Raw genomic sequence first — 17,975 nt, 5'->3', positions numbered from 1 at the left:
CGCGATGTAGTTAGCTTATTGGCCGCCATCTACACACGGTGTATGCGTAGCACAGTGTGCAGATGGCCGGCTATGGGGGTGCTGCCTACGCCGTCGGGATGGCCTGGGGTGCGGTATGATGGAGGTTAATATCGATGCCGGGTAAAGTTGATGAGCCCACTGCTGGATGGTGACATCCCGTTCTGCGGGTCCAGTCTGTGCAAGTTGCTGACTGACAATATCTTGCTGTGAGACGCCTCCGGTGCATCACCGACTACGATGGCGAGGCCTGGTTCGCCAGTGTGTATTTCTTTAAGGTTTGCGTGACACAAAAGAGAACGTAGGGTGAATACGGTGTCGGTTTGTGCTATGTTCACACTAGCATTGATGTGCTGGTGCCTCGCCTGACGAGTTCATCGATATTCGTTGGTAAGTCGACGGTCCCAGTTGGTACCACAGCTGAGTTGGGCCGGTGGGCTTGGGTGTGTCATTTTTGGTGACTGACCCGCAGACCAGAGAGTTGGTTAAGGTATCTGCTAATGTGTTTCTGGCAGTGAAGATTTGTTCGTTAATGCGGTCTTTGCGGTGTGCGAATTCGTCGGTGTTGACGTCACTCTACTAGCGTATGCGCTTGGATACGATTCGCGGAGCGGATGCCCATTGTGGGGCTTACCAAGTGGTTGGATTCTACCAACCACAACCCCGCTGACTTAGCTGAGCACGTGCAGGCGCGGGTGATCGTCGACGGCCGTGATTACCTGGACGTCATCAGTTGGCAGCAGGCAAGTTGACGGACATTCAAGCGCGGCACATGCTTGCTCTAGCAATGCGGGGTTATAGTTGCGTTCTATGACGCGCTTCCGGAATTGAGGGTTCGTTTGCCCAGGCGGGTCACGGAACACTGTCCCGCTGCTCGTCGGCTACATTGGCAACACAGCGGTAAGCAATCACCGAAGTGCCCAGGATTCGTTACGCTGCCATTGATGTTGAGGTAGGGACTGAGGGGACTCGTGACCTGGCCGCTGGCCTAGGCATTCCAACGTGTGTTCAGCGCATTGGTTTGACAGGTTGAGAGAATCACTGCTGTGGTATCCGCTAGGCCCTTGATGCTCATGTACTAACGGGGAAAGTCGCACTCTCGACCTGACGAGTTGACTGTCAGAGTTGAAAACCCAGAGCTGGGGCTTTGTCCTATTGCAGGTTTTGATCATTATTACGGCGCTCTAAATTTGGGCTGTTCAGGCACCAATTGCCCAATTGGCTCTTCTTCAACTGGATCGGATCAGCAGCGCTTGCCGGATTAGCGCTTAGCAGCATGACGCTCAACACTGCGACGACGATAATGGGACAGTGCGCACCGCTCATCAACGATCACACAGACATTTCAGCTTCATCCTCTGGTCTGGTTCACTTTGGATACCACACGCACCGTAGACCACACCGAAACTCACAAAACATGCTGTCCGGTGATACACCGGGTAATTTCAGTGGTCAGTCACGGCTGCCAGTCGATTGTAACTGCCGAATAGTTTGGTGAGATGGACGACGATGCCGCATTCCTCGAGCAGAACCGCGCCTTTTCGGGCCTTATCCGTGGTATCGGCGAGTCCAGCCTGGTGCTGACGCGGCCTGGGTTGGAGCCTTAAGCAACTGGCCCGCCACATTGGCCACGGTGACCGCTGGGCTGCACAGATCGTCAGGGAGCTACTCGACCACTTACTCGATCCCCGCAGCGTAGAAGGTGGCAAGCTGCCATCGTATCTCGCTGACGCCGTCTCTTGGCTGCATGGTGGCGCACAATGACTGGTCAAAGCCTTCGAGCAATCTGGTGTAGACACACCGGTATGGACATTCCTAGGCGGCGCCTGCCCGGGCTACCTGAGGTCGGAGTGCACCGGGCCGACGCTGCTCTCACGGTCAGGGGCGGCTTTACCCTCCCACCTGATGTAGTGGCAGACGGGATCACCGAATGATTTGAGTGTATGGTGATTCGGGTTGGGAACAATGGACGACACTGTTGCTCGAGGTAGGCAACGTCTTGCACTTACATGCTACCGATCCCGGGCTGGGTGAAGCCGGCGAATGGACGATCAAAGTTGCTGAAGTCAGGATTAGTCCGATCACACCAGTACGGCAAGGGCATCGCGGTGTTACGTGGTGGCGCTACCGGGCTGCTGCTGGCCATGGTGCGTCGAATGTCGTTTTGCTGCTATCGGTTGTCGAAATGTATAATGACAAAGGCATGTGACAAAACTGGGTGAACTGTATGCCGCTTTAGCCACGGCCGACGATGTCGGATGCTACATTTACGCGGAAATTTGCGGACCATGACCACATCGGAGATCGCTGTCGTTTTGACGTGGCACCACGCTCTCAAATCCGTGGACTTTGAGACCCTGGTAGCTTTGTTTAGTGGGGACATTAACATCAGTGACTCACACGGAACCGCCCAGAGCCATTCGGCGCTGCGCCGATGGGCTAAGTCCGTCAAGACTACAGCGGAGCTGGTGCGGATCTAACGTAGGCCATGGCGTCGTCGAACGGAAAATCAGCGGTCCGGGTAGACTCAACTGCTGTCACAACCGCTGCATTGGCCTTTCGGGTCGTCCACGATCATATGACGTCGGTGTTCCGGTGCAAGGACTTGGCATCAGCACTAGCAGCCACCGATCCCACCGAAGTTGACTTCGTCAATTAGCGGTCGATAGAAGCGTTAGGAGCCACTCATGCGGGGGATTATCTTGGCCGGCGGCTCGGGTACCCGACTGTACCCAATCACGATGGGCATCAGCAAGCAGTTGCTGCCGGTTTACGACAAACCGATGATCTACTATCCGTTGTCCACGCTGATGATGGCCGGCATCCGTGACATCTTGGTGATCACTACCGCTCACGACGCGCCAGGGTTTCAACGCCTCTTAGGTGACGGTATGCAATTTGGCATCAATGTCAGCTACGTGACACAAGATCCCCCCGAAGGTCTGGCACAAGCATTCGTCATTGGTGCTAATCACATCGGAGCCGACACAGTGGCATTGATATTGGGGGACAACATTTTCTACGGACCAGGGCTGGGTATCAGTCTGAAAAGATTCCAATCCGTCAGCGGTGGAGCTATTTTCGCCTACTGGGTGGCAAATCCATCTTCTTATGGTGTCGTTGAGTTTGGCTCTAACGGCGTAGCGCTCTCGTTAGAGGAGAAACCTGCCACCCCGAAATCTCAATACGCAGTGCCTGGCTTATATTTCTATGACAACGACGTGATCGAGATTGCCAGAGGATTAACCAAATCGAAGCGGGGTGAGTATGAGATCACTGAGGTCAATCAGACCTATCTCAACCAGGGTCGGTTAGTGGTCGAGGTGCTGGCTCGTGGGACGGCATGGCTTGACACGGGGACTTTCGACTCACTGCTGGACGCCAGCGACTTCGTCCGTACGTTGGAACGTCGGCAGGGCTTGAGGATCGGTATTCCTGAGGAAGTGGCGTGGCGGATGGGCTGGATCGACGACGAGCAGCTAGCGATACGCATTCACAGACTGGCTAAGTCAGGGTATGGCCGTTATCTGTCAGAGCTGTTGGAAAAACATTGATTTCGGCCAGCCTAGCCAATGCCGCTGTGGTCAACGGAAGTAGCAGCGAACTTTCGGGTTACGCCACTCGGTTGACGAGTGGAGGGGCCGCTTACTGCCGATAGCTGACTAGGAAGTTGCCGAGACGGTCGATCGCAGCCGCGAGATCGCGAGACCATGGCAGCGTCACCAAGCGCAGATGATCTGTTGCCGGCCAATTGAATCCGCTGCCCTGGGTAACCAGGATCTTTTCCTGCAGTAGCAGATCGAGGACCAGTTTTTCGTCATCGACGACGTCATAGACTTTCGGGTCTAGCCTAGGAAAGACGTATAGTGCACCGGCGGGTTTTACGCATGATACCCCTGGGATCTCGTTCAGTCTGGTCCAGGCGGTGTCGCGCTGCTCAAGCAGCCGACCGCCCGGAAGCACCAAATCTTCGATGCTCTGGTTGCCGCCAAGGGCTACCTGGATCGCATGCTGTGCAGGAACGTTAGGACACAACCGCATGTTAGCCAGCAGGTTTATCCCCTCGATGAAACTGCTGGCGTGGTCCTTGGTCCCGGTGATCGCCAGCCAACCAGCCCGGTACCCGGCTACGCGGTAGGCTTTCGACAGACCGTTGAAGGTCAGGCACAGCAGATCAGAAGCAATTGAGGCCACACTGGTGTGTTTGGCGTCGTCGTAAAGGATCTTGTCATAGATCTCGTCGGCAAGCAGCAGCAGCCGATGTTTACGCGCTAAATCGACTATTTGGGTAAGGATTTCGTTGCTGTAGACGGCACCGGTCGGGTTGTTAGGGTTGATCACAACCAGCGCTTTGGTGTGTTCGGTAATCTTCGATTCCACGTCGGCTATATCTGGCTGCCAGCCTTGGGTTTCGTCACAGAGGTAATGCACAGGTGTACCACCGGCCAGCGAAGTCGACGCCGTCCATAGTGGGTAGTCCGGTGAGGGGATCAGCACCTGATCGCCATTGTCTAACAGGGCTTGCAGTGTCATCGTAATCAGCTCGGAGACGCCGTTGCCGAGATAGACGTCATCGACATCGAATTGGGGGAATCCGTCGATCAGCTCGTAGCGGGTAACCACCGCACGACGTGCGGGCAGGATGCCTTTGGAGTCGGAGTACCCCTGTGCGTACGGCAATGCCTGGATCATGTCGCGCACAATTACGTCGGGCGCCTCGAACCCGAACGACGCCGGGTTGCCGATATTGAGTTTGAGGATGCGGTGGCCTTCGGCTTCTAACCGCGCGGCATGCTGGTGGACCGGGCCGCGGATTTCGTAGAGGACGTCTTGGAGTTTGGACGACTGCGTGAAGGTCCGCTGCAGTTGGCGGTCAGGGGTGTGTACGGGCAGCTGGCGAGTAGTCATGTCACTTATGGTGCCATCGTTGTCTAACGAAATTTGCTGATAGGTGTCTGGCGCAAGTTGGAGCCTTTGCATGCAATATGGGCGGTATGCATGCCCGAGTGCGGATACTGCCCAGCCCAAATGTGGGTACCTAACGTTCGGTCGTAACGGTTCGCCGCAGAAAAACACCGGGAAGCATTGAGTCGACCAGCACAGCGATGACATGGACTTTGTTGAGGCAATCTCTGACGGTCTGGCCCCACTGGATTACGACGAGTGAACTGTGGCGAGTTGTGGACCATCTCGGAGTGCCTATGCGGCGCTAAGCTTTGTCCGGCGATTGTTGTTCAGGAAGACCGATTCTCCCGCAACGGAATTGGTCGTCGTCATACCACTGACAACGACAGCGGTGGCTGGCGTGGCAATAGCGCGAATCGAGGCCCCGACGATAACCGGTATCACCGAGCTCAGCTTCGCTGTGGTCGACAAGGTCACGACAGTTCGCCACTCAAACCTCGGAGCGCGGGTCGGTCGCGTGTTCGTCACGTGCATGGCAGACAGCGAACGGTTGTTCATGGTGTTCCTCGGCTTGGCCTCCTGAGGATCGCCCGCCACATGTCCGACTGACTGTCGTCCTGATACCGATCAAATCGGTTGTCAGTGCTTGCCCGGTGGACGGGTCCCGCGCGCGATTCCTAGCCCTTTAACAGGAGCTGTCGGCGGTGTCGCGTCGCCGTCAGACTGCGTGGACGGTTCGGGTTTCGACTCCAGCTCCGCCTTGGCTTCAGGTTGCTGCACGGCGGGGTGAGTGGGTTCCTTAGCTGTTTTGATTGTCGGCGCTGTCTTTTTGGTGCCGGGTCGCTTGGCGCCGGCGACGATACCGAGTCCCTTGGCAAGTGCCACTGGTGCCGCGGCCTGGGTGACTTTCTCCGGCGCGGGCATCTCAGCGGGTGCCTCAGTGGGCTCTTTGGCGGGTGTGGTCAGGGCAGGCGCGCCAGCCTTGGGAGCAGTCTTGGCGGCCTCTGCTGCGGCCGTGCCTTTCGGCGGCAGTTTCATCTTGTCGTAATCGAGTGAGCCGAGCAGCACCTGGGCTACATCAAGTACCTCGATGCCGCTACACCCGGCCTCTTCTTGTCGGTCGTTGACACCGTCGGTGACCATCACCCGGCAGAACGGGCAGCCGGTGGCGATCGTGGCCGTGTTGGTTGCCAACGCCTCGTCGACGCGTTCGTGGTTGATTCGCTTGCCGATGTGTTCTTCCATCCACATGCGGGCACCTCCCGCGCCGCAGCAAAAGCTGCGCTCAGCGTGCCGAGGCATCTCAGTGAGGTTGGCTCCCGCCGCCCCGATCAGCTCTCGCGGCGCTTCATACACCTTGTTGTGCCGGCCCAGATAGCACGGGTCGTGATAGGTGATATCTTTAGACACAGATGTGACCGGGACCAGCTTTTTGTCGCGCACTAGCCGATTAAGCAGCTGGGTGTGGTGCAGCACGATGTAGTTGGCGCCTAGCTGTCGGTATTCCTTGCCAATGGTGTTGAAGCAGTGCGGGCAGGTGACGACGATCTTGCGGTCGACGGTCTCCACACCCTCGAAAAGTCCGTTCAGGGTTTCGACAGCCTGGGTGGCCAACTGTTGGAACAGGAATTCGTTACCTGAGCGGCGCGCCGAGTCGCCGTTGCACGTTTCGCCCATGCCTAGCACCAAGTACTTTACTCCGGCGATGGCGAGTAATTCGGCGACGGCTTTGGTGGTTTTCTTGGCTCTGTCGTCGTAGGCGCCAGCACAGCCGACCCAGAACAGGTATTCGTAATCGTCGAAGCTGTTTATGTCTTCCCCGTAGACCGGGACGTCGAAGTCGACCTCATCGATCCAGTCGGTTCGATTGCCGGCGTTCTGCCCCCATGGGTTGCCCTTGGTTTCCAGGTTCTTGAACAAGGTGGACAGTTCGGAGGGAAACTTCGATTCCATCATCACCTGGTAGCGGCGCATATCGACAATGTGGTCGACGTGCTCAATATCAACCGGGCACTGCTCCACGCAGGCGCCACAAGTGACACAGGACCACAGCACATCGGGATCGATGACTCCGCTCTGTTCGGTGGTGCCGACCAACGGGCGGACCGCCTGCTCGGGTCCGTTTCCGGGCACCCGGCCGAACCCGGATTCCGGCACATGGCGGCCTTCCTGCGTGGTGGTCTTTAGATCGGGATCCTGTAGCTTCTCTGCCGTTTTCTCTCCCAGGATGTAGGGCGCCTTGGCCATCCAGTGGTCGCGCAGGTCCATGATTACGAGCTTGGGCGACAGGGGTTTGCCGGTATTCCAGGCCGGACACTGCGACTGGCAGCGTCCACACTCAGTGCAGGTGGCGAAGTCGAGCATGGCCTTCCAGGTGAAATCCTCGATCTTGCCGCGACCAAAAACCGCGTCTTCGCTAGGATTTTCGAAGTTAATCGGCTTGCCGTCTGATTCCATTGGCAGCAGCGGGCCTAGTCCGTCGGATAGTCGCTTAAATGTGACGTTAATCGGCGCCAGGAAGATGTGCAGGTGCTTGGAGTGCAGTACGATCAACAGGAAAGCCAGCATGACGCCTATGTGCATTATCAGCGTAATGGTCTCGATGATCTCGTTGGCGCTCTGACCCAATGGATGCAGCAGTGTGGCCATGGCATGCGAAAAGAAAGCGCCGTCGCCGTAAGGGAACTCGTCGCCGAGCGCATTGACCGATGCTCCGCGGAAAATGGCATACGTCCAGATGACGTTGAAGATCATGAACAGGATCAGCCACGCACCGCCGGTGTGTGAGCCATAAAAGCGGGACTTGCGGCCGTATTCTTTCGGCTTGTTGCGCATGCGGATGATCGCGAACGTAACGATGCCGACCAGCACGGCCAGCGCAAAGAAGTCCTGCAGGAAGCCCAGCACGTCCCAGCGACCGATGATCGGGATGTGGAAACTTGGCTGGAACAGCGTGCCGTAGGCCTCGAGGTAGACCGTGAGTAAGATGAAGAATCCCCACATGGTGAAGAAGTGCGCCATACCTGGCAGTGACCACCGCAACAGCCGTCGTTGTCCAAAGATCTCGGCGATTTGCGTCCAGATGCGGGTACCTAGCTCGTCGGTACGCCCGCCGGTCGGTTGGCCGGACATGATTAGCTTGTACAGCCACAAGGTGCGTTGTGCTGCGAACAGCAGCACGCCTGCGGTCATGCTCAGGCCCAGCACCATTCTGATCAGCGTCTGCGTGGTCACAAAAGGCTTCTCCCATGCGTAGTGACTTCGACATTACTGCGTCGGACCAGTCGATATCAGTAGCAGGCGACGCGCCATTGTTGCTTTTTGGCCTGCTCATAGTGACATCTGCGCAGGTTTCAACACGAGAAAGGCAACCCTAAGTTGTTTATGACTGGAGGCGACTTCGCGGCGGTGCTGGTAGATCATGCATTTATTGATATTTTGGCCGGTCCAACGCTCAGCGTGCGTTAGCGCCTAAACGGGGGCTCAATGAGTGATTCACGCCGAGTGGGCCTGATGGACGTTTCCGACGTTGTTTGTTGTGAGCTCGTCAGCGGTGGCGTAGCAGTCGTCATCGGTGACAACGTGGTCGGGGTGGTCGTTGCCAGCTGGCTGGTGGTCGTGGTTATGGCCGTGGCCGGTGTGGTTATCGTAGGTGTAGCGGGCTGGCTGGTGGTTGTGGTAGTTGGTGCGTTCGTGGTGGTGGACGGCGGCGGGGTCACCGTTACGGTAGGTCTGTTGTTCGGCCCGGTCGTGGTCACGGTCTGCGACGTCGGCGGTGGTACTGGTTCAGCGGTCATAGTGTCGGGCGGCTTGTTTTTGCTGTGGCCCAAGTTCACCGTCAGCAATGCGGCTGCCAGCACGACTGCGCCCGCGGCTCCCACACTGAATACCAGGGCCGTACATTTATACCACCGCATATACCACGGCAGCGGTGCGATTTCGGTCGCATAGCGTTGGTCGTATGGATAGTCGAATCCCGTTATTTCCCGGCTGTATTCGCTGACTGCGTCGAGGCCTGCATAGGGTGTCGGCTCGGCTATATCTGCAGCTTCCTGGGACCAGGCCAAGGCTCGGTAAGTAGCTGATGTGTCGTTGTCAGCGGTCTGAGTGGTCCATGTCGATGGATTTATCTCGGTTGGAGGGGTTACTAAGTCGGTGGTAGCGTTGACGCTGACGCTTATGGTGGTCGGCATGTCCGATGGCGATTGTTGCTGACCGAGTACCGCCGCACTAACGGCGGCGGTGAGTGCGGGCTGTGGCGTGGTCAAGATAGGAGCCTGCAAGCGTTCCGACAATCGTGCGATGAGCAGCGTGATGCTTGCGCCACCGCCGGCGGTCGCGGTGATAGTGAGGTAGCCTCGCGGAATATCGTTGCGCAGCAACGTCTCTTCGACGGTGCTGATTAAGCGACCAAGTGGCTCAGCGACAAGTTTCTCAAACTCTGTGCGGGACAACCGTGTATCGGTGTTGGGTCCCAATGACCTGGCACGAATGGTAGTCGCTGCGGCCGCAGAAAACTCTTCATTTGGCGCGCAGGTATTCGATAAGCGGACTAGTCAGCGACTCTATGTGCGATGTTGACGAGCTTGGTGGTGTAGGCGCAAGGGCCGCTCGTCCGTAACCAAGTCAGGATGAGTTGATCGATTGCTTCACCGGAGAACTCGGTGTTGCGAAACCTTATGGCTGATCTGTGACCAGTGAGACACGACATTCGACCTTACGTTGACCAAAGTGACGGTAGCGTCGCTAGCGCCAATGTCGCACAAAACGACAACATCGTCCGGCAGAAATTCTAGTTTAGTTTACAGTGTTGTGGGCGCAACCTTATCGTTAGAAACCATCAGGGTAGGCGCGCCGTCGGACACCAGGGCCTGCTAGGTGACCCACGCCTCACACAATGCCGCGAACTGACTGTCAGACCAATAGGCGAGGTGACCGGTGTCCCACTGCCGGCTGTGCACGCTATCGTGTCGAGCGCGGCGACCGTTGCCGTCTCGCCGAGGTGCTTCGTCCCGTCGGCCGCCACCAACGGAACCCGGTCCTCGACTTCGTTCGACAAATCCCTGCAACGTAAGGCCGGGCTCGGTCAGGTTAGGATTTTCCTCTAGCAGAGCGATTTCAGCGGGTCGGTAGTCGAACAGTGTCACAATGGGTCTGTGGCTTGTCGGGTCGTGATCAGGTTTGCCGCTCCGATCGACAACCCGAGCGACTCGCTCACATCCGGTACCCCTGTGTTGGTTGTCCTACTGGTGGTCGGCGTGAGTGTATTATGGCTGTTGATTGTATCGGCCAGCGTCAGCTGCAAGTCGGAAGCTGAACCTTGATCTGGCTGCGACACGTGCGACTAGCTCATGTCGGTGATGCCAGGCGGAAGGGTAATCACTGCCGGCATTTCGGGGATAGTGATGACCAATGGTAGTGGCGGCCAGATGCGGTCGCCGAGATAGTTGCTGTGGTGGCGGCATTGACCTCGGGGTTGTGATGGTCGACGGAGTGTTGCTGGTGTCTTGACTTGCGTCGATCAGCTTGATGATGCCGTATAAAAATCAGCGCGATCAGGGTCAGCACCAGCAGGGTTCAGTCGACGAGCACCGCCGGCTTGCGGTATGGCGGGATGGGCTCGGTTTCCTGGTCCCAAAGCCCGGAAGGTTCGAATTGGTCAGGCGGAATGGGTGTCGAAAGCGACAGCATTGGAGGCAGAGGCGGTGATCCGGATGGTGAGTATTCGCCCCGGCCGAGGTTTGCGTACTGCGTCGGCTGATTGTTCAAATCGTTTGATGGGTCGTAGCGTGCTATGGCATCGATAGTACTGACACTACCTGTCAACTGCCGTTGTGCGACCGTTTGCCGGGATAGCGGCCAAAACTGTTGCGATCTCAAGAGGTCCACCAGAGCCGTGTCTGAGTATGCCTGCGCGGACAGCCAGTTGGGCGGAACAGCCGAAGCGTTTCAGCTGCGAATTTCGGAACCGTAGTGGCCAACGCATCTAAGAAGCCGAGGGTGGGTTAGTCCAAGCTGCCACCAGCCGGAATCCGGACTGCATGGGCGGCATCTGCATAGAGGTCAATCTGGTTGGACAGAAAGTTATCCGGGTGAGGTCACCTCGATGTTGTACGGCTCGACGGCTTCTGCTGGAAAGTCCGTACTGCCGGCGGTGACGATGACTTCTGCACATTCCTTGACTGCTGTAGTGAGCGTATGACGGCTCTTTTCATTGTTTTAGTATTGCGTCGATGAACTCCTAGTACTCGGTGACCTCAGCATCAATGGCATTTTGCTGCATCGTATTAAGTCGTTTATCCTCGATTTCCGCTGTAAAGCTGGGCTTTTCAAGTATAATAAGATGTGTCTCAATCATGATGTCATGAGAACAGAGGTGTCAATAGATACTTCCACCGGCCAACCGCAGCAGCACAGCGAGGAGCGAATAAGAAGCGAGCACACTAGCGTTCAATACCACTGAAACGCCGTACTGCCTAGCTCCTAATACCTTTGAGGATTGCGGTAATTTCATCTATCGAGTCCCGGGTTAACGCGTCCAGGCCCACGTGTCGGTTGGTTCGTGTCTTTATCCTCTTGGCACTGCAATGGGGCATCGAGGTAGACCTTAGTTATGCCGATCCAGCTTATCAAACAGACTGTTTCCCTCTTCAAGGAGTTTGATCAGCGTTGGCCAGGCGATGTTAAACAGGCTGACCGCCTCTTGGGTGGCCAGCTTCTGCTATCATAGCATGAGAGCGATGTACTTTGGCGTGTGCCATCGCATTCACTACATGAACAGTGCCTTACGCACCGGATCCAGCAGGATAATAGGAATAGTTGTTGACGCCGCATACGGGAACCTGTTGAGATGCGAATGCCTCAAATAGCGGCGCGAAGTCTTGAGACGCATGGGATTGTAGAACGGTCCGTTTTTCAACGGTAAGCATGACAGACATGCTTTAGGCTAAAACGAAAAAAACTAAAAGTCGAAAACTGGTGCTTGACTGGTGTGCGGACTGCCTGGTACGTGTAGGAAATGGCGCTGCACGGCGCCATTTCCTGCTATGTTCACCGTTGAATCGTCGGTGCCGATGGGGTGGATGTGACGGCTTTTAAGCGGATGCTCAGGAGTGCAAAGAGGAGCATCCGTGAGATGCGTGTACGGAAGTATTTGATGACGATCTGCGCTACGTTTCCGTAGTCTAAAAGCAGAGGTCAAGTTCGCCGCTGTGATCCTACTGTGGCCCCAACCGGCGAAGTGACCTGAGTGCCTAGAATATGTCGACCTTGTCAATACTGACGAACATGCCATGGCCAGTGCGGTTGTTCGTGAACCGGGTGCCATCCACGGTACCGTTGATCGTCCAGCCCTGCGCGTTGTAGGTCTTGTAGTCGATGGTGACAGTTGGGATGGCCCCGAGGTTGCCCAGCACCCACTGCACGGAGCCGTTCGCGGTGACGTTGACGCCGTTGGCGTGCTCGCCATCCTGCATAGGGGAATGGGTGAAGGGTGCTTCGCACCCTACACTGGTGGTGCTTATCTGGCAGCGCGTCACTCCGGACCTGGTTTCGATAAAGACGTAACCATTCTGGTCGGGCGAGAGAGGGATCACGTTGGCCGGCGTGGTCGGGTCTGTCGGTGCGCTGGGTGGGGTCGCGTTAGGGTTTTTGGTGGCCGGTGGCGTCAACCTCATGGCGGGTAAGGATGGTGCAGTTGGTCCCGCTCCCGTTGTGGCGACCGGCTTGCCCTCGATGATGGTGCTGCAGCCGTCGATCAGCATAGGGTTGGTCAGCAAGGGGATGAGCAGCAGCGAGCCACTGGCCAGACTCCGCCATGTCTTTTGCGAAAACCGCACGCACCACTCCCCAAAATTTTGAGACACCGCAAGTCAGGCTACGCATGAGGTGATGCAAGTTACTGCAGTGAAGCCTTTTTGGAATGGCGCCGATTACAAAGCGTTATAACTGCAGTACGGACCTAGCTACCATCTTTGCGGCGCGGTAAGCTGTAGCGGCGATACCTTGGTAACCGGTGCAAGCGGCAGAAACTCTAGGATAGCATAGCGCGTATTTACTCATCGGTGAGGGCAGGATCGTCACGCAGCAGTGCGGTCAGTGAAATTATGCAACCTGGCGTGCAGAAGTCGTACTGCAGCCTGTGACATTCCCGTAACGCTGACTGCACCGCTGACAAGATTCTGTCGGGAGACAAGATTCTGTAATATCCATGTCGCTTACTTGCACCGTGAACAGCAGGTATGATTGTTTAGGATTGCTGTCCAGCAACACCGTGCAGGCGCCGCATGCCTCGTGCTTGCAGTTTAGATGGGTAGCGGTTAGGCTAACCTTCTCTCGCAGGAAGTTCGCCAACGTCAGGAGCGGTTCGACGGTGGCAGAGACAGGGGTTCCGTTGACTGATAGCCGGACCGGTTGTTCATGCAGTGGTTGCCTCGTGCTTGAATCTTCAGCCATGTCGGCCTAGGCACGGGCTACCCTGGAGCTCCCACCTGGGTGTGGTAACATGCACTATCTGTGTGCAGATCGGCTGGAACGTCGTCAAGTTCCGTCATTGCTTCCTGGCCGGTCTCCTCGGGCTCTGGCTCGCGGACTGGCTTTCTGATGATTGCCGCTTCGACGGTCTTCGCACGCTGAGGTGTGGCGCCTAGCCCAAGTGACCCTATTCGCGCCGTGGGAGACGAGGTCATTGCGATTGAGCTCAACGAGTATGATCGACCCGGTGATAGTTAAATAAATTTGACAGCAATACAATTTATATATACAGCAATACAATTTATATATTATGTATGTTGATATATTGTTGTGTATATACAAAAGTACTCCGATTACGATTTTTTTTAGTGTGATAGCTGTTTCTCGCACGCCGATGAAGAAGCCTGAGGCAGGGATCTCGCATCATCTTTATAGAGACAGCACTTCGATCACCGTGTCCAGTGTTAACACGACGGCCAGGCATTCGTCGGCAACTTCGGTGTGTACGACCTAGCCGCTCAGGGTGCCTCTGCTGAGGATCTGAACGTGCCGGGTGTACAGCTTAGTTTGGGTAAGAAACGTAAATCCCTGGCGGACTTACGGAGAAGCGCTCACTTTGGCCTCGATAGCTCCGGCGTCGATCCATAATGGGTCACCGTGGCGCTCAATACCCTATAGCTAGCTGAGTCGGGAAATGTCGATGATATGGTCGAAATACGCTAACCGTATTGGCACCAAGCTCTGTCCGTCAGCCAAAGTGTTATTATCCCAAGCAAGTTCATGTATCAGGTCAACTATCTGCTAGATGGTGCCTGACCGGTGACGCGGTTTTCACCGATACTGCTCACTCGGCAATGAGGTGATGGCCACCGGGTTATCCGACTACCGGATATATTGTCACACCCATCGTCGTCAGTGCGTAGTTGATCGCGTTGACCATTGTCGGCACCGAGCCGATGGTTTTACCTTCTCTGCAGCCCTTGTATCCGCCTGGGTCAGCGCTGGGTATCTCGACATGGCTGAATTTTACGGGCTGAGCCTAGGTTGCCTTCTGCAGCAGATAGTAGGCGAACATGGTTGCCAGCGAGTTACAATCGTCGTAGGCGAGGTTTTCCAGAAACGTGTCACCGATGTCTTGCACTGTCCTACAGGCAATCTAGCACTCCGCGACAGTAGGGTTGGTCATAGGAACCACGTATTCACTGATAGTGCAGCTGAGCAGTATAACTTTTTCTGCTGTTAAATCGATTTCTCAGGTGGCAAACGTGTGTGGCATTGGCCCAAAGAGTGAGAGTTTTTGCGGTGTAACGGGTGGCTACCGACAGTGCAGGGGATATTACCAGTGTCAGCTGCCTGTACTGGTTAGGTCACTTGATAGGCTAGTAAGCTGAAGGTTACTGCCTTTGATAGGTGACTCCGCACGGATGTGCTCGAATAATAAAGTTCTACTTCGGATTCAACTATCTTGAGGTGGTGTACGGCCAGTCTCAGGATCTTTTCCCGCAGATGGTATCTGCTGTTCTTAACGGTTCCGACAATCATCGGACCGCTGTGGCTGTCCTGTGTCTCGATGCCATAAGGTGTGGCCACGGTGTCGCTCTGAAGGGTAGTAGTGTCACTGATACTGGTGTCCAGCTCATTGGATTTTGGCTAAACAACCTTGATTTACAATTTTTTATGTTCAACTGATGTTGACGTAGATGTTAATCTTCCCCGTCAACTTCACCAGGATAGTTGCGTTTTCTGTGGCCAGATAACCGATCGCAGCCCCGGTCGACTCGGTGTACGTCGAGAACCCTAGTCTTAGGTATCAGTCATGTTCGAAAGCATCGCGTTGCTGTTTGCGAAGTTTTTCTTGGTAAAGGGTTTCCACAGCTTGCTCGAAATTATCAATCGGAACCACATCGGAGCCACATGATCATAAGACATGACATTGTCATTAGTGTAAGGTATTTCGTCGCAGCGCAGCAAGTTGCTCCGTCGTAACTGGATCGGTTTGATGTTCATCTTGAACGTAGAGATCTGAATAAGTATTTCGCACAATAGCTTTTCGTGTCTCCGTAGACCGCGGTAGGAGGCTAGTCCGCTGGTGTTGGAAAGGACCGTCTGGTAGCCGAAGCTGGCCTGGGGACGCGACAGGGTACCGAGAACAATATGCCGATAGTCTCGCAGGTCAACACCGGGTAAGACGTCGGATACGTCCCGATGTCTTGAACGAAGTCAATATCATCCGCCCGAATGTTGTAGGTATCATTGAACTCCATCCTGGCCGTGTCATTGACGTGGTGGGTCTGCCTGGCCTATATGCGGTTCTTGCGACGGATCTCAATCCACTTTAACGCCACCGGCACCTTGCGTGCGGCTAGCATAATGCACATGTCTTCGCGTATGGAGATGATCTTTTGGTTAAAGCTACCTCCGGTGTCGCGAATGATGACCTGAACTTTTTGTGCTGCAATGTATAAAATCCGTGCGAAGAACGTCAGAAAGTCATGCGTCGTCTGTGCGTACGCTCAGAGGGTGATTTTTTTCGCTAGCTGCTGGCCACTTGACCACCAGGCCGCGGGTCTCGATCGGAACAGTCGCATAGATCTGCTAGTAGATGTTTGCAATGACAAGGTATGCCGACGTCGAAAAAATATACTCGTCTAGTGGTGCTCCAATCATCCCGTTCGTCACATTTGTTGGGATAGTTGTCATGAGCCAGCACACCGCAGAACTGTATGCGGGTGAAGTCGATTACTGCCGGCAGTGTCTCGTAGTCAACGTCTACCAGTTCTAGCGCGTCTTCGGCGAGATAACAGCTTTTAGTGACAATCAGCGCAACCGGTTCACCGACGAAATTCACTTCGACCTTGGTCAATAATTGCCGCTAGATGTCGAAGACATCCTTGCTCGCCAAAGCATTTGACGTATTGGCTAAAATCGGTAGCAGTGAAGAATGTATGTACACCGGGTAGTGCTAGCGTCGCCGACGCGTCGATGCTGTTGATTCGGATTAGGAGCGAAGGGATTACGCACAAAGCAGGCATGCAACATAACCGGCCGCTTGACGTCGTTGACGAAGCTACTATGGCCGGTCAGCAGCCTGGTGTCTTCCACTCGCTGAATGCGGTTGCCGGTATATCGGATACGCTATACAGCGTGAGTCATCACGTTCTATCCCGTTGTCACACAGTTAAAAGCCCAAGGTCATTACCGGCAGAGTGCTGTTGTCAACGTCGATAGCTTTACCGCTACGCAGCTTTGGCATTCTACTCTTCTTGAGTGCAGAACCTTGGTATAGTAAGCCCAAAGTGCTAGTCGACAGTCGGTTGGATGCCGTAGTGGCTGTGCCGACGTCGTGTCGTTTTAGGGGCTGCCGATGTTCTTGCCTCACTGGGTGTCACTGCCATTCGTCTACCCCAGTGGCATGAGAGGCTGATCTTCTTGGTGTGTATGGCTCTGCAACAGGACGATTGAGTGCAGACTGACTACGCGGTGTTGCATGTTACGAGCGTACTTTCGTGATCGACCGGTACATTCTGTTGTCATGGCGTGTCGTCACTGGCCCCAGGTGCTGGCACGGGCATCCGGTGATCAGGGTGCAGCAGCGCATCTGAGCGGCTGGCTTGACGTCGAGATGATCAACTGTGACGACCTTGCCAGCGGACGCTACATAGACTGGACGCAGAACAAATCAGCGTGATGTCCATTGGGTTCCAATGATGTTGACGGTTCCGCCGCAGGCGCCAGAGCTAATCAGTGAGTGATTCAGCAGCAGCTTGGTGGATGTATTGATCACGCCAAGCAGATCCTGTTTGATGGTCTGCAAAGGGTACACGTTGGCGGCTTTTGCGCTCACATGCGTGTGCGCACCAGCGTTCAACGCCTGCACAAAACTAGTTATGAATTGTTGTCGCCTGGACACCGAGCTTCTGCTATACTTAGGCGTGCTCATTGAACAGTGCCGCGGTGGCGTTAGTCGCGTTGGTTGTCTATAACTAATATTCGCTAGATTCACAGCTGTTGTTGCCATCATCTCCGGACTTGCGACCACAAACGACATCGTAGTACTTCTCACCAGCTCATGACGGCTTGGACATCACGGTGCCATCACGGAGAATGACTGGCAGCGCTGTTAAATAATTTTAGGTGGGCGTGCCGCACAAAATCGTGTGTTGCGTCGATTCTGCCAAGTTTGCCGATAGGACGTTTGACGAGAGTGACCAGGTCAAGCCGGACATTGGACGATATTCGGCTTAGGCTCTCAACGGGAAATTCTGCTTCTATTCCTTCGAGCAGGTTGAAATCATCACCACGAGAACAGAATTAAATTTTTCTAACAGAGTTACATCGATCGTTTGTTCGAATTCATCAGGAAGACATATGCTAAGTGTTGTCAGTGTGGCCGCAGAAGTAAGTCCACCTCCAGCGGAGGACCTTCGGCTGTCGACGTCAGCCGACTGTTGTCTTGAATCGATTCCCGACACGACATCAGCCGGTTCACGAAATGCATTAATGGTCCAGTACCTTCTGGACATCCCGGACTGGCACGCAAAGAACTACTTTGTCCTCTTCGATGGTGAGAACGTAACTTC

Annotated in this window: 14 protein-coding genes and 3 pseudogenes; 8 read left to right on the top strand and 9 right to left on the bottom strand. The window is 55.2% G+C overall.

Annotated elements, in window-relative coordinates; genetic code table 11:
• Nucleotides 1-62: 62 nt before the first annotated feature.
• From MUBE_RS12420 to rfbA, 5 genes and pseudogenes are all read left to right on the top strand, one after another.
• Nucleotides 63-633, top strand: a pseudogene (locus tag MUBE_RS12420) (UDP-glucose 6-dehydrogenase); the annotation flags it as partial.
• Nucleotides 633-770: a hypothetical protein gene (locus MUBE_RS16025; RefSeq protein WP_165849845.1), complete on the top strand. Its 138-nt coding sequence runs from the start codon at nucleotides 633-635 to the stop codon at nucleotides 768-770. The pseudogene MUBE_RS12420 and the gene MUBE_RS16025, both read left to right, overlap by 1 nt.
• Before the next feature lie 1,187 nt (nucleotides 771-1,957).
• Nucleotides 1,958-2,227, top strand: coding sequence for a hypothetical protein (locus MUBE_RS20495; protein ID WP_424399097.1), 270 nt, complete (start codon nucleotides 1,958-1,960; stop codon nucleotides 2,225-2,227).
• Nucleotides 2,228-2,306: 79 nt separating this feature from the next.
• Nucleotides 2,307-2,677: pseudogene (locus MUBE_RS19535) on the top strand (nuclear transport factor 2 family protein).
• A gap of 28 nt (nucleotides 2,678-2,705) precedes the next feature.
• Complete coding sequence (gene rfbA / locus MUBE_RS12405; protein ID WP_116540768.1) at nucleotides 2,706-3,572, top strand: glucose-1-phosphate thymidylyltransferase RfbA; 867 nt, start codon at nucleotides 2,706-2,708, stop codon at nucleotides 3,570-3,572.
• Nucleotides 3,573-3,663: 91 nt separating this feature from the next.
• Here rfbA and MUBE_RS12400 read toward each other — a convergent pair whose 3' ends face one another.
• Nucleotides 3,664-4,998 carry a pyridoxal phosphate-dependent aminotransferase gene (locus MUBE_RS12400; RefSeq protein ID WP_116540767.1) on the bottom strand — a complete coding sequence of 445 codons (1,335 nt, stop codon included), beginning with the start codon at nucleotides 4,996-4,998 and terminating at the stop codon, nucleotides 3,664-3,666.
• A 325-nt stretch (nucleotides 4,999-5,323) separates the two neighbouring features.
• Between MUBE_RS12400 and MUBE_RS12395 the strand changes: the two genes are divergently transcribed.
• Nucleotides 5,324-5,506 (top strand): hypothetical protein, encoded by a 183-nt coding sequence (locus MUBE_RS12395; RefSeq protein WP_133297114.1) that lies wholly within the window; start codon nucleotides 5,324-5,326, stop codon nucleotides 5,504-5,506.
• Nucleotides 5,507-5,562: 56 nt separating this feature from the next.
• On the opposite strand, the gene MUBE_RS12390 is transcribed toward MUBE_RS12395, so the two are convergent.
• Nucleotides 5,563-8,157 (bottom strand): (Fe-S)-binding protein, encoded by a 2,595-nt coding sequence (locus tag MUBE_RS12390; protein ID WP_116540765.1) that lies wholly within the window; start codon nucleotides 8,155-8,157, stop codon nucleotides 5,563-5,565.
• A 252-nt stretch (nucleotides 8,158-8,409) separates the two neighbouring features.
• Between MUBE_RS12390 and MUBE_RS12385 the strand changes: the two genes are divergently transcribed.
• Entirely contained in the window at nucleotides 8,410-8,874 is a 465-nt protein-coding gene (locus tag MUBE_RS12385; protein WP_133297113.1) for a hypothetical protein, read from the top strand.
• Between the two features lie 923 nt (nucleotides 8,875-9,797).
• On the opposite strand, the gene MUBE_RS12375 is transcribed toward MUBE_RS12385, so the two are convergent.
• From MUBE_RS12375 to MUBE_RS18345, 6 genes and pseudogenes are all read right to left on the bottom strand, one after another.
• Entirely contained in the window at nucleotides 9,798-10,070 is a 273-nt protein-coding gene (locus tag MUBE_RS12375; protein ID WP_116540762.1) for a hypothetical protein, read from the bottom strand.
• 2,106 nt (nucleotides 10,071-12,176) lie between these two features.
• On the bottom strand, nucleotides 12,177-12,761 hold the full coding sequence (locus MUBE_RS12365) for a hypothetical protein (protein ID WP_165849849.1): 585 nt from the start codon (nucleotides 12,759-12,761) through the stop codon (nucleotides 12,177-12,179).
• 103 nt (nucleotides 12,762-12,864) lie between these two features.
• Nucleotides 12,865-13,347, bottom strand: a pseudogene (locus MUBE_RS12360) ((2Fe-2S)-binding protein).
• A gap of 47 nt (nucleotides 13,348-13,394) precedes the next feature.
• Nucleotides 13,395-13,610: a hypothetical protein gene (locus MUBE_RS15225; protein WP_133297112.1), complete on the bottom strand. Its 216-nt coding sequence runs from the start codon at nucleotides 13,608-13,610 to the stop codon at nucleotides 13,395-13,397.
• Nucleotides 13,611-15,695: 2,085 nt separating this feature from the next.
• Nucleotides 15,696-15,854, bottom strand: a complete 159-nt coding sequence (locus MUBE_RS18350; protein WP_243633049.1) for a molybdopterin cofactor-binding domain-containing protein — start codon at nucleotides 15,852-15,854, stop codon at nucleotides 15,696-15,698.
• Nucleotides 15,855-15,928: 74 nt separating this feature from the next.
• On the bottom strand, nucleotides 15,929-16,258 hold the full coding sequence (locus MUBE_RS18345; RefSeq protein WP_243633039.1) for a hypothetical protein: 330 nt from the start codon (nucleotides 16,256-16,258) through the stop codon (nucleotides 15,929-15,931).
• A gap of 669 nt (nucleotides 16,259-16,927) precedes the next feature.
• Between MUBE_RS18345 and MUBE_RS16020 the strand changes: the two genes are divergently transcribed.
• The gene (locus MUBE_RS16020) at nucleotides 16,928-17,083 is read left to right on the top strand and encodes a hypothetical protein (protein WP_165849848.1); all 156 of its coding nucleotides are present in this window, start codon (nucleotides 16,928-16,930) and stop codon (nucleotides 17,081-17,083) included.
• Here MUBE_RS16020 and MUBE_RS12350 read toward each other — a convergent pair.
• The gene (locus MUBE_RS12350) at nucleotides 17,075-17,272 is read right to left on the bottom strand and encodes a hypothetical protein (protein ID WP_116540761.1); all 198 of its coding nucleotides are present in this window, start codon (nucleotides 17,270-17,272) and stop codon (nucleotides 17,075-17,077) included. The genes MUBE_RS16020 and MUBE_RS12350 overlap by 9 nt on opposite strands.
• Between the last annotated feature and the right edge of the window lie 703 nt (nucleotides 17,273-17,975).

The organism is Mycobacterium uberis (assembly GCF_003408705.1).
GTDB lineage: Bacteria > Actinomycetota > Actinomycetes > Mycobacteriales > Mycobacteriaceae > Mycobacterium > Mycobacterium uberis.
This window is presented reverse-complemented; position numbering and strand designations above follow the sequence as displayed.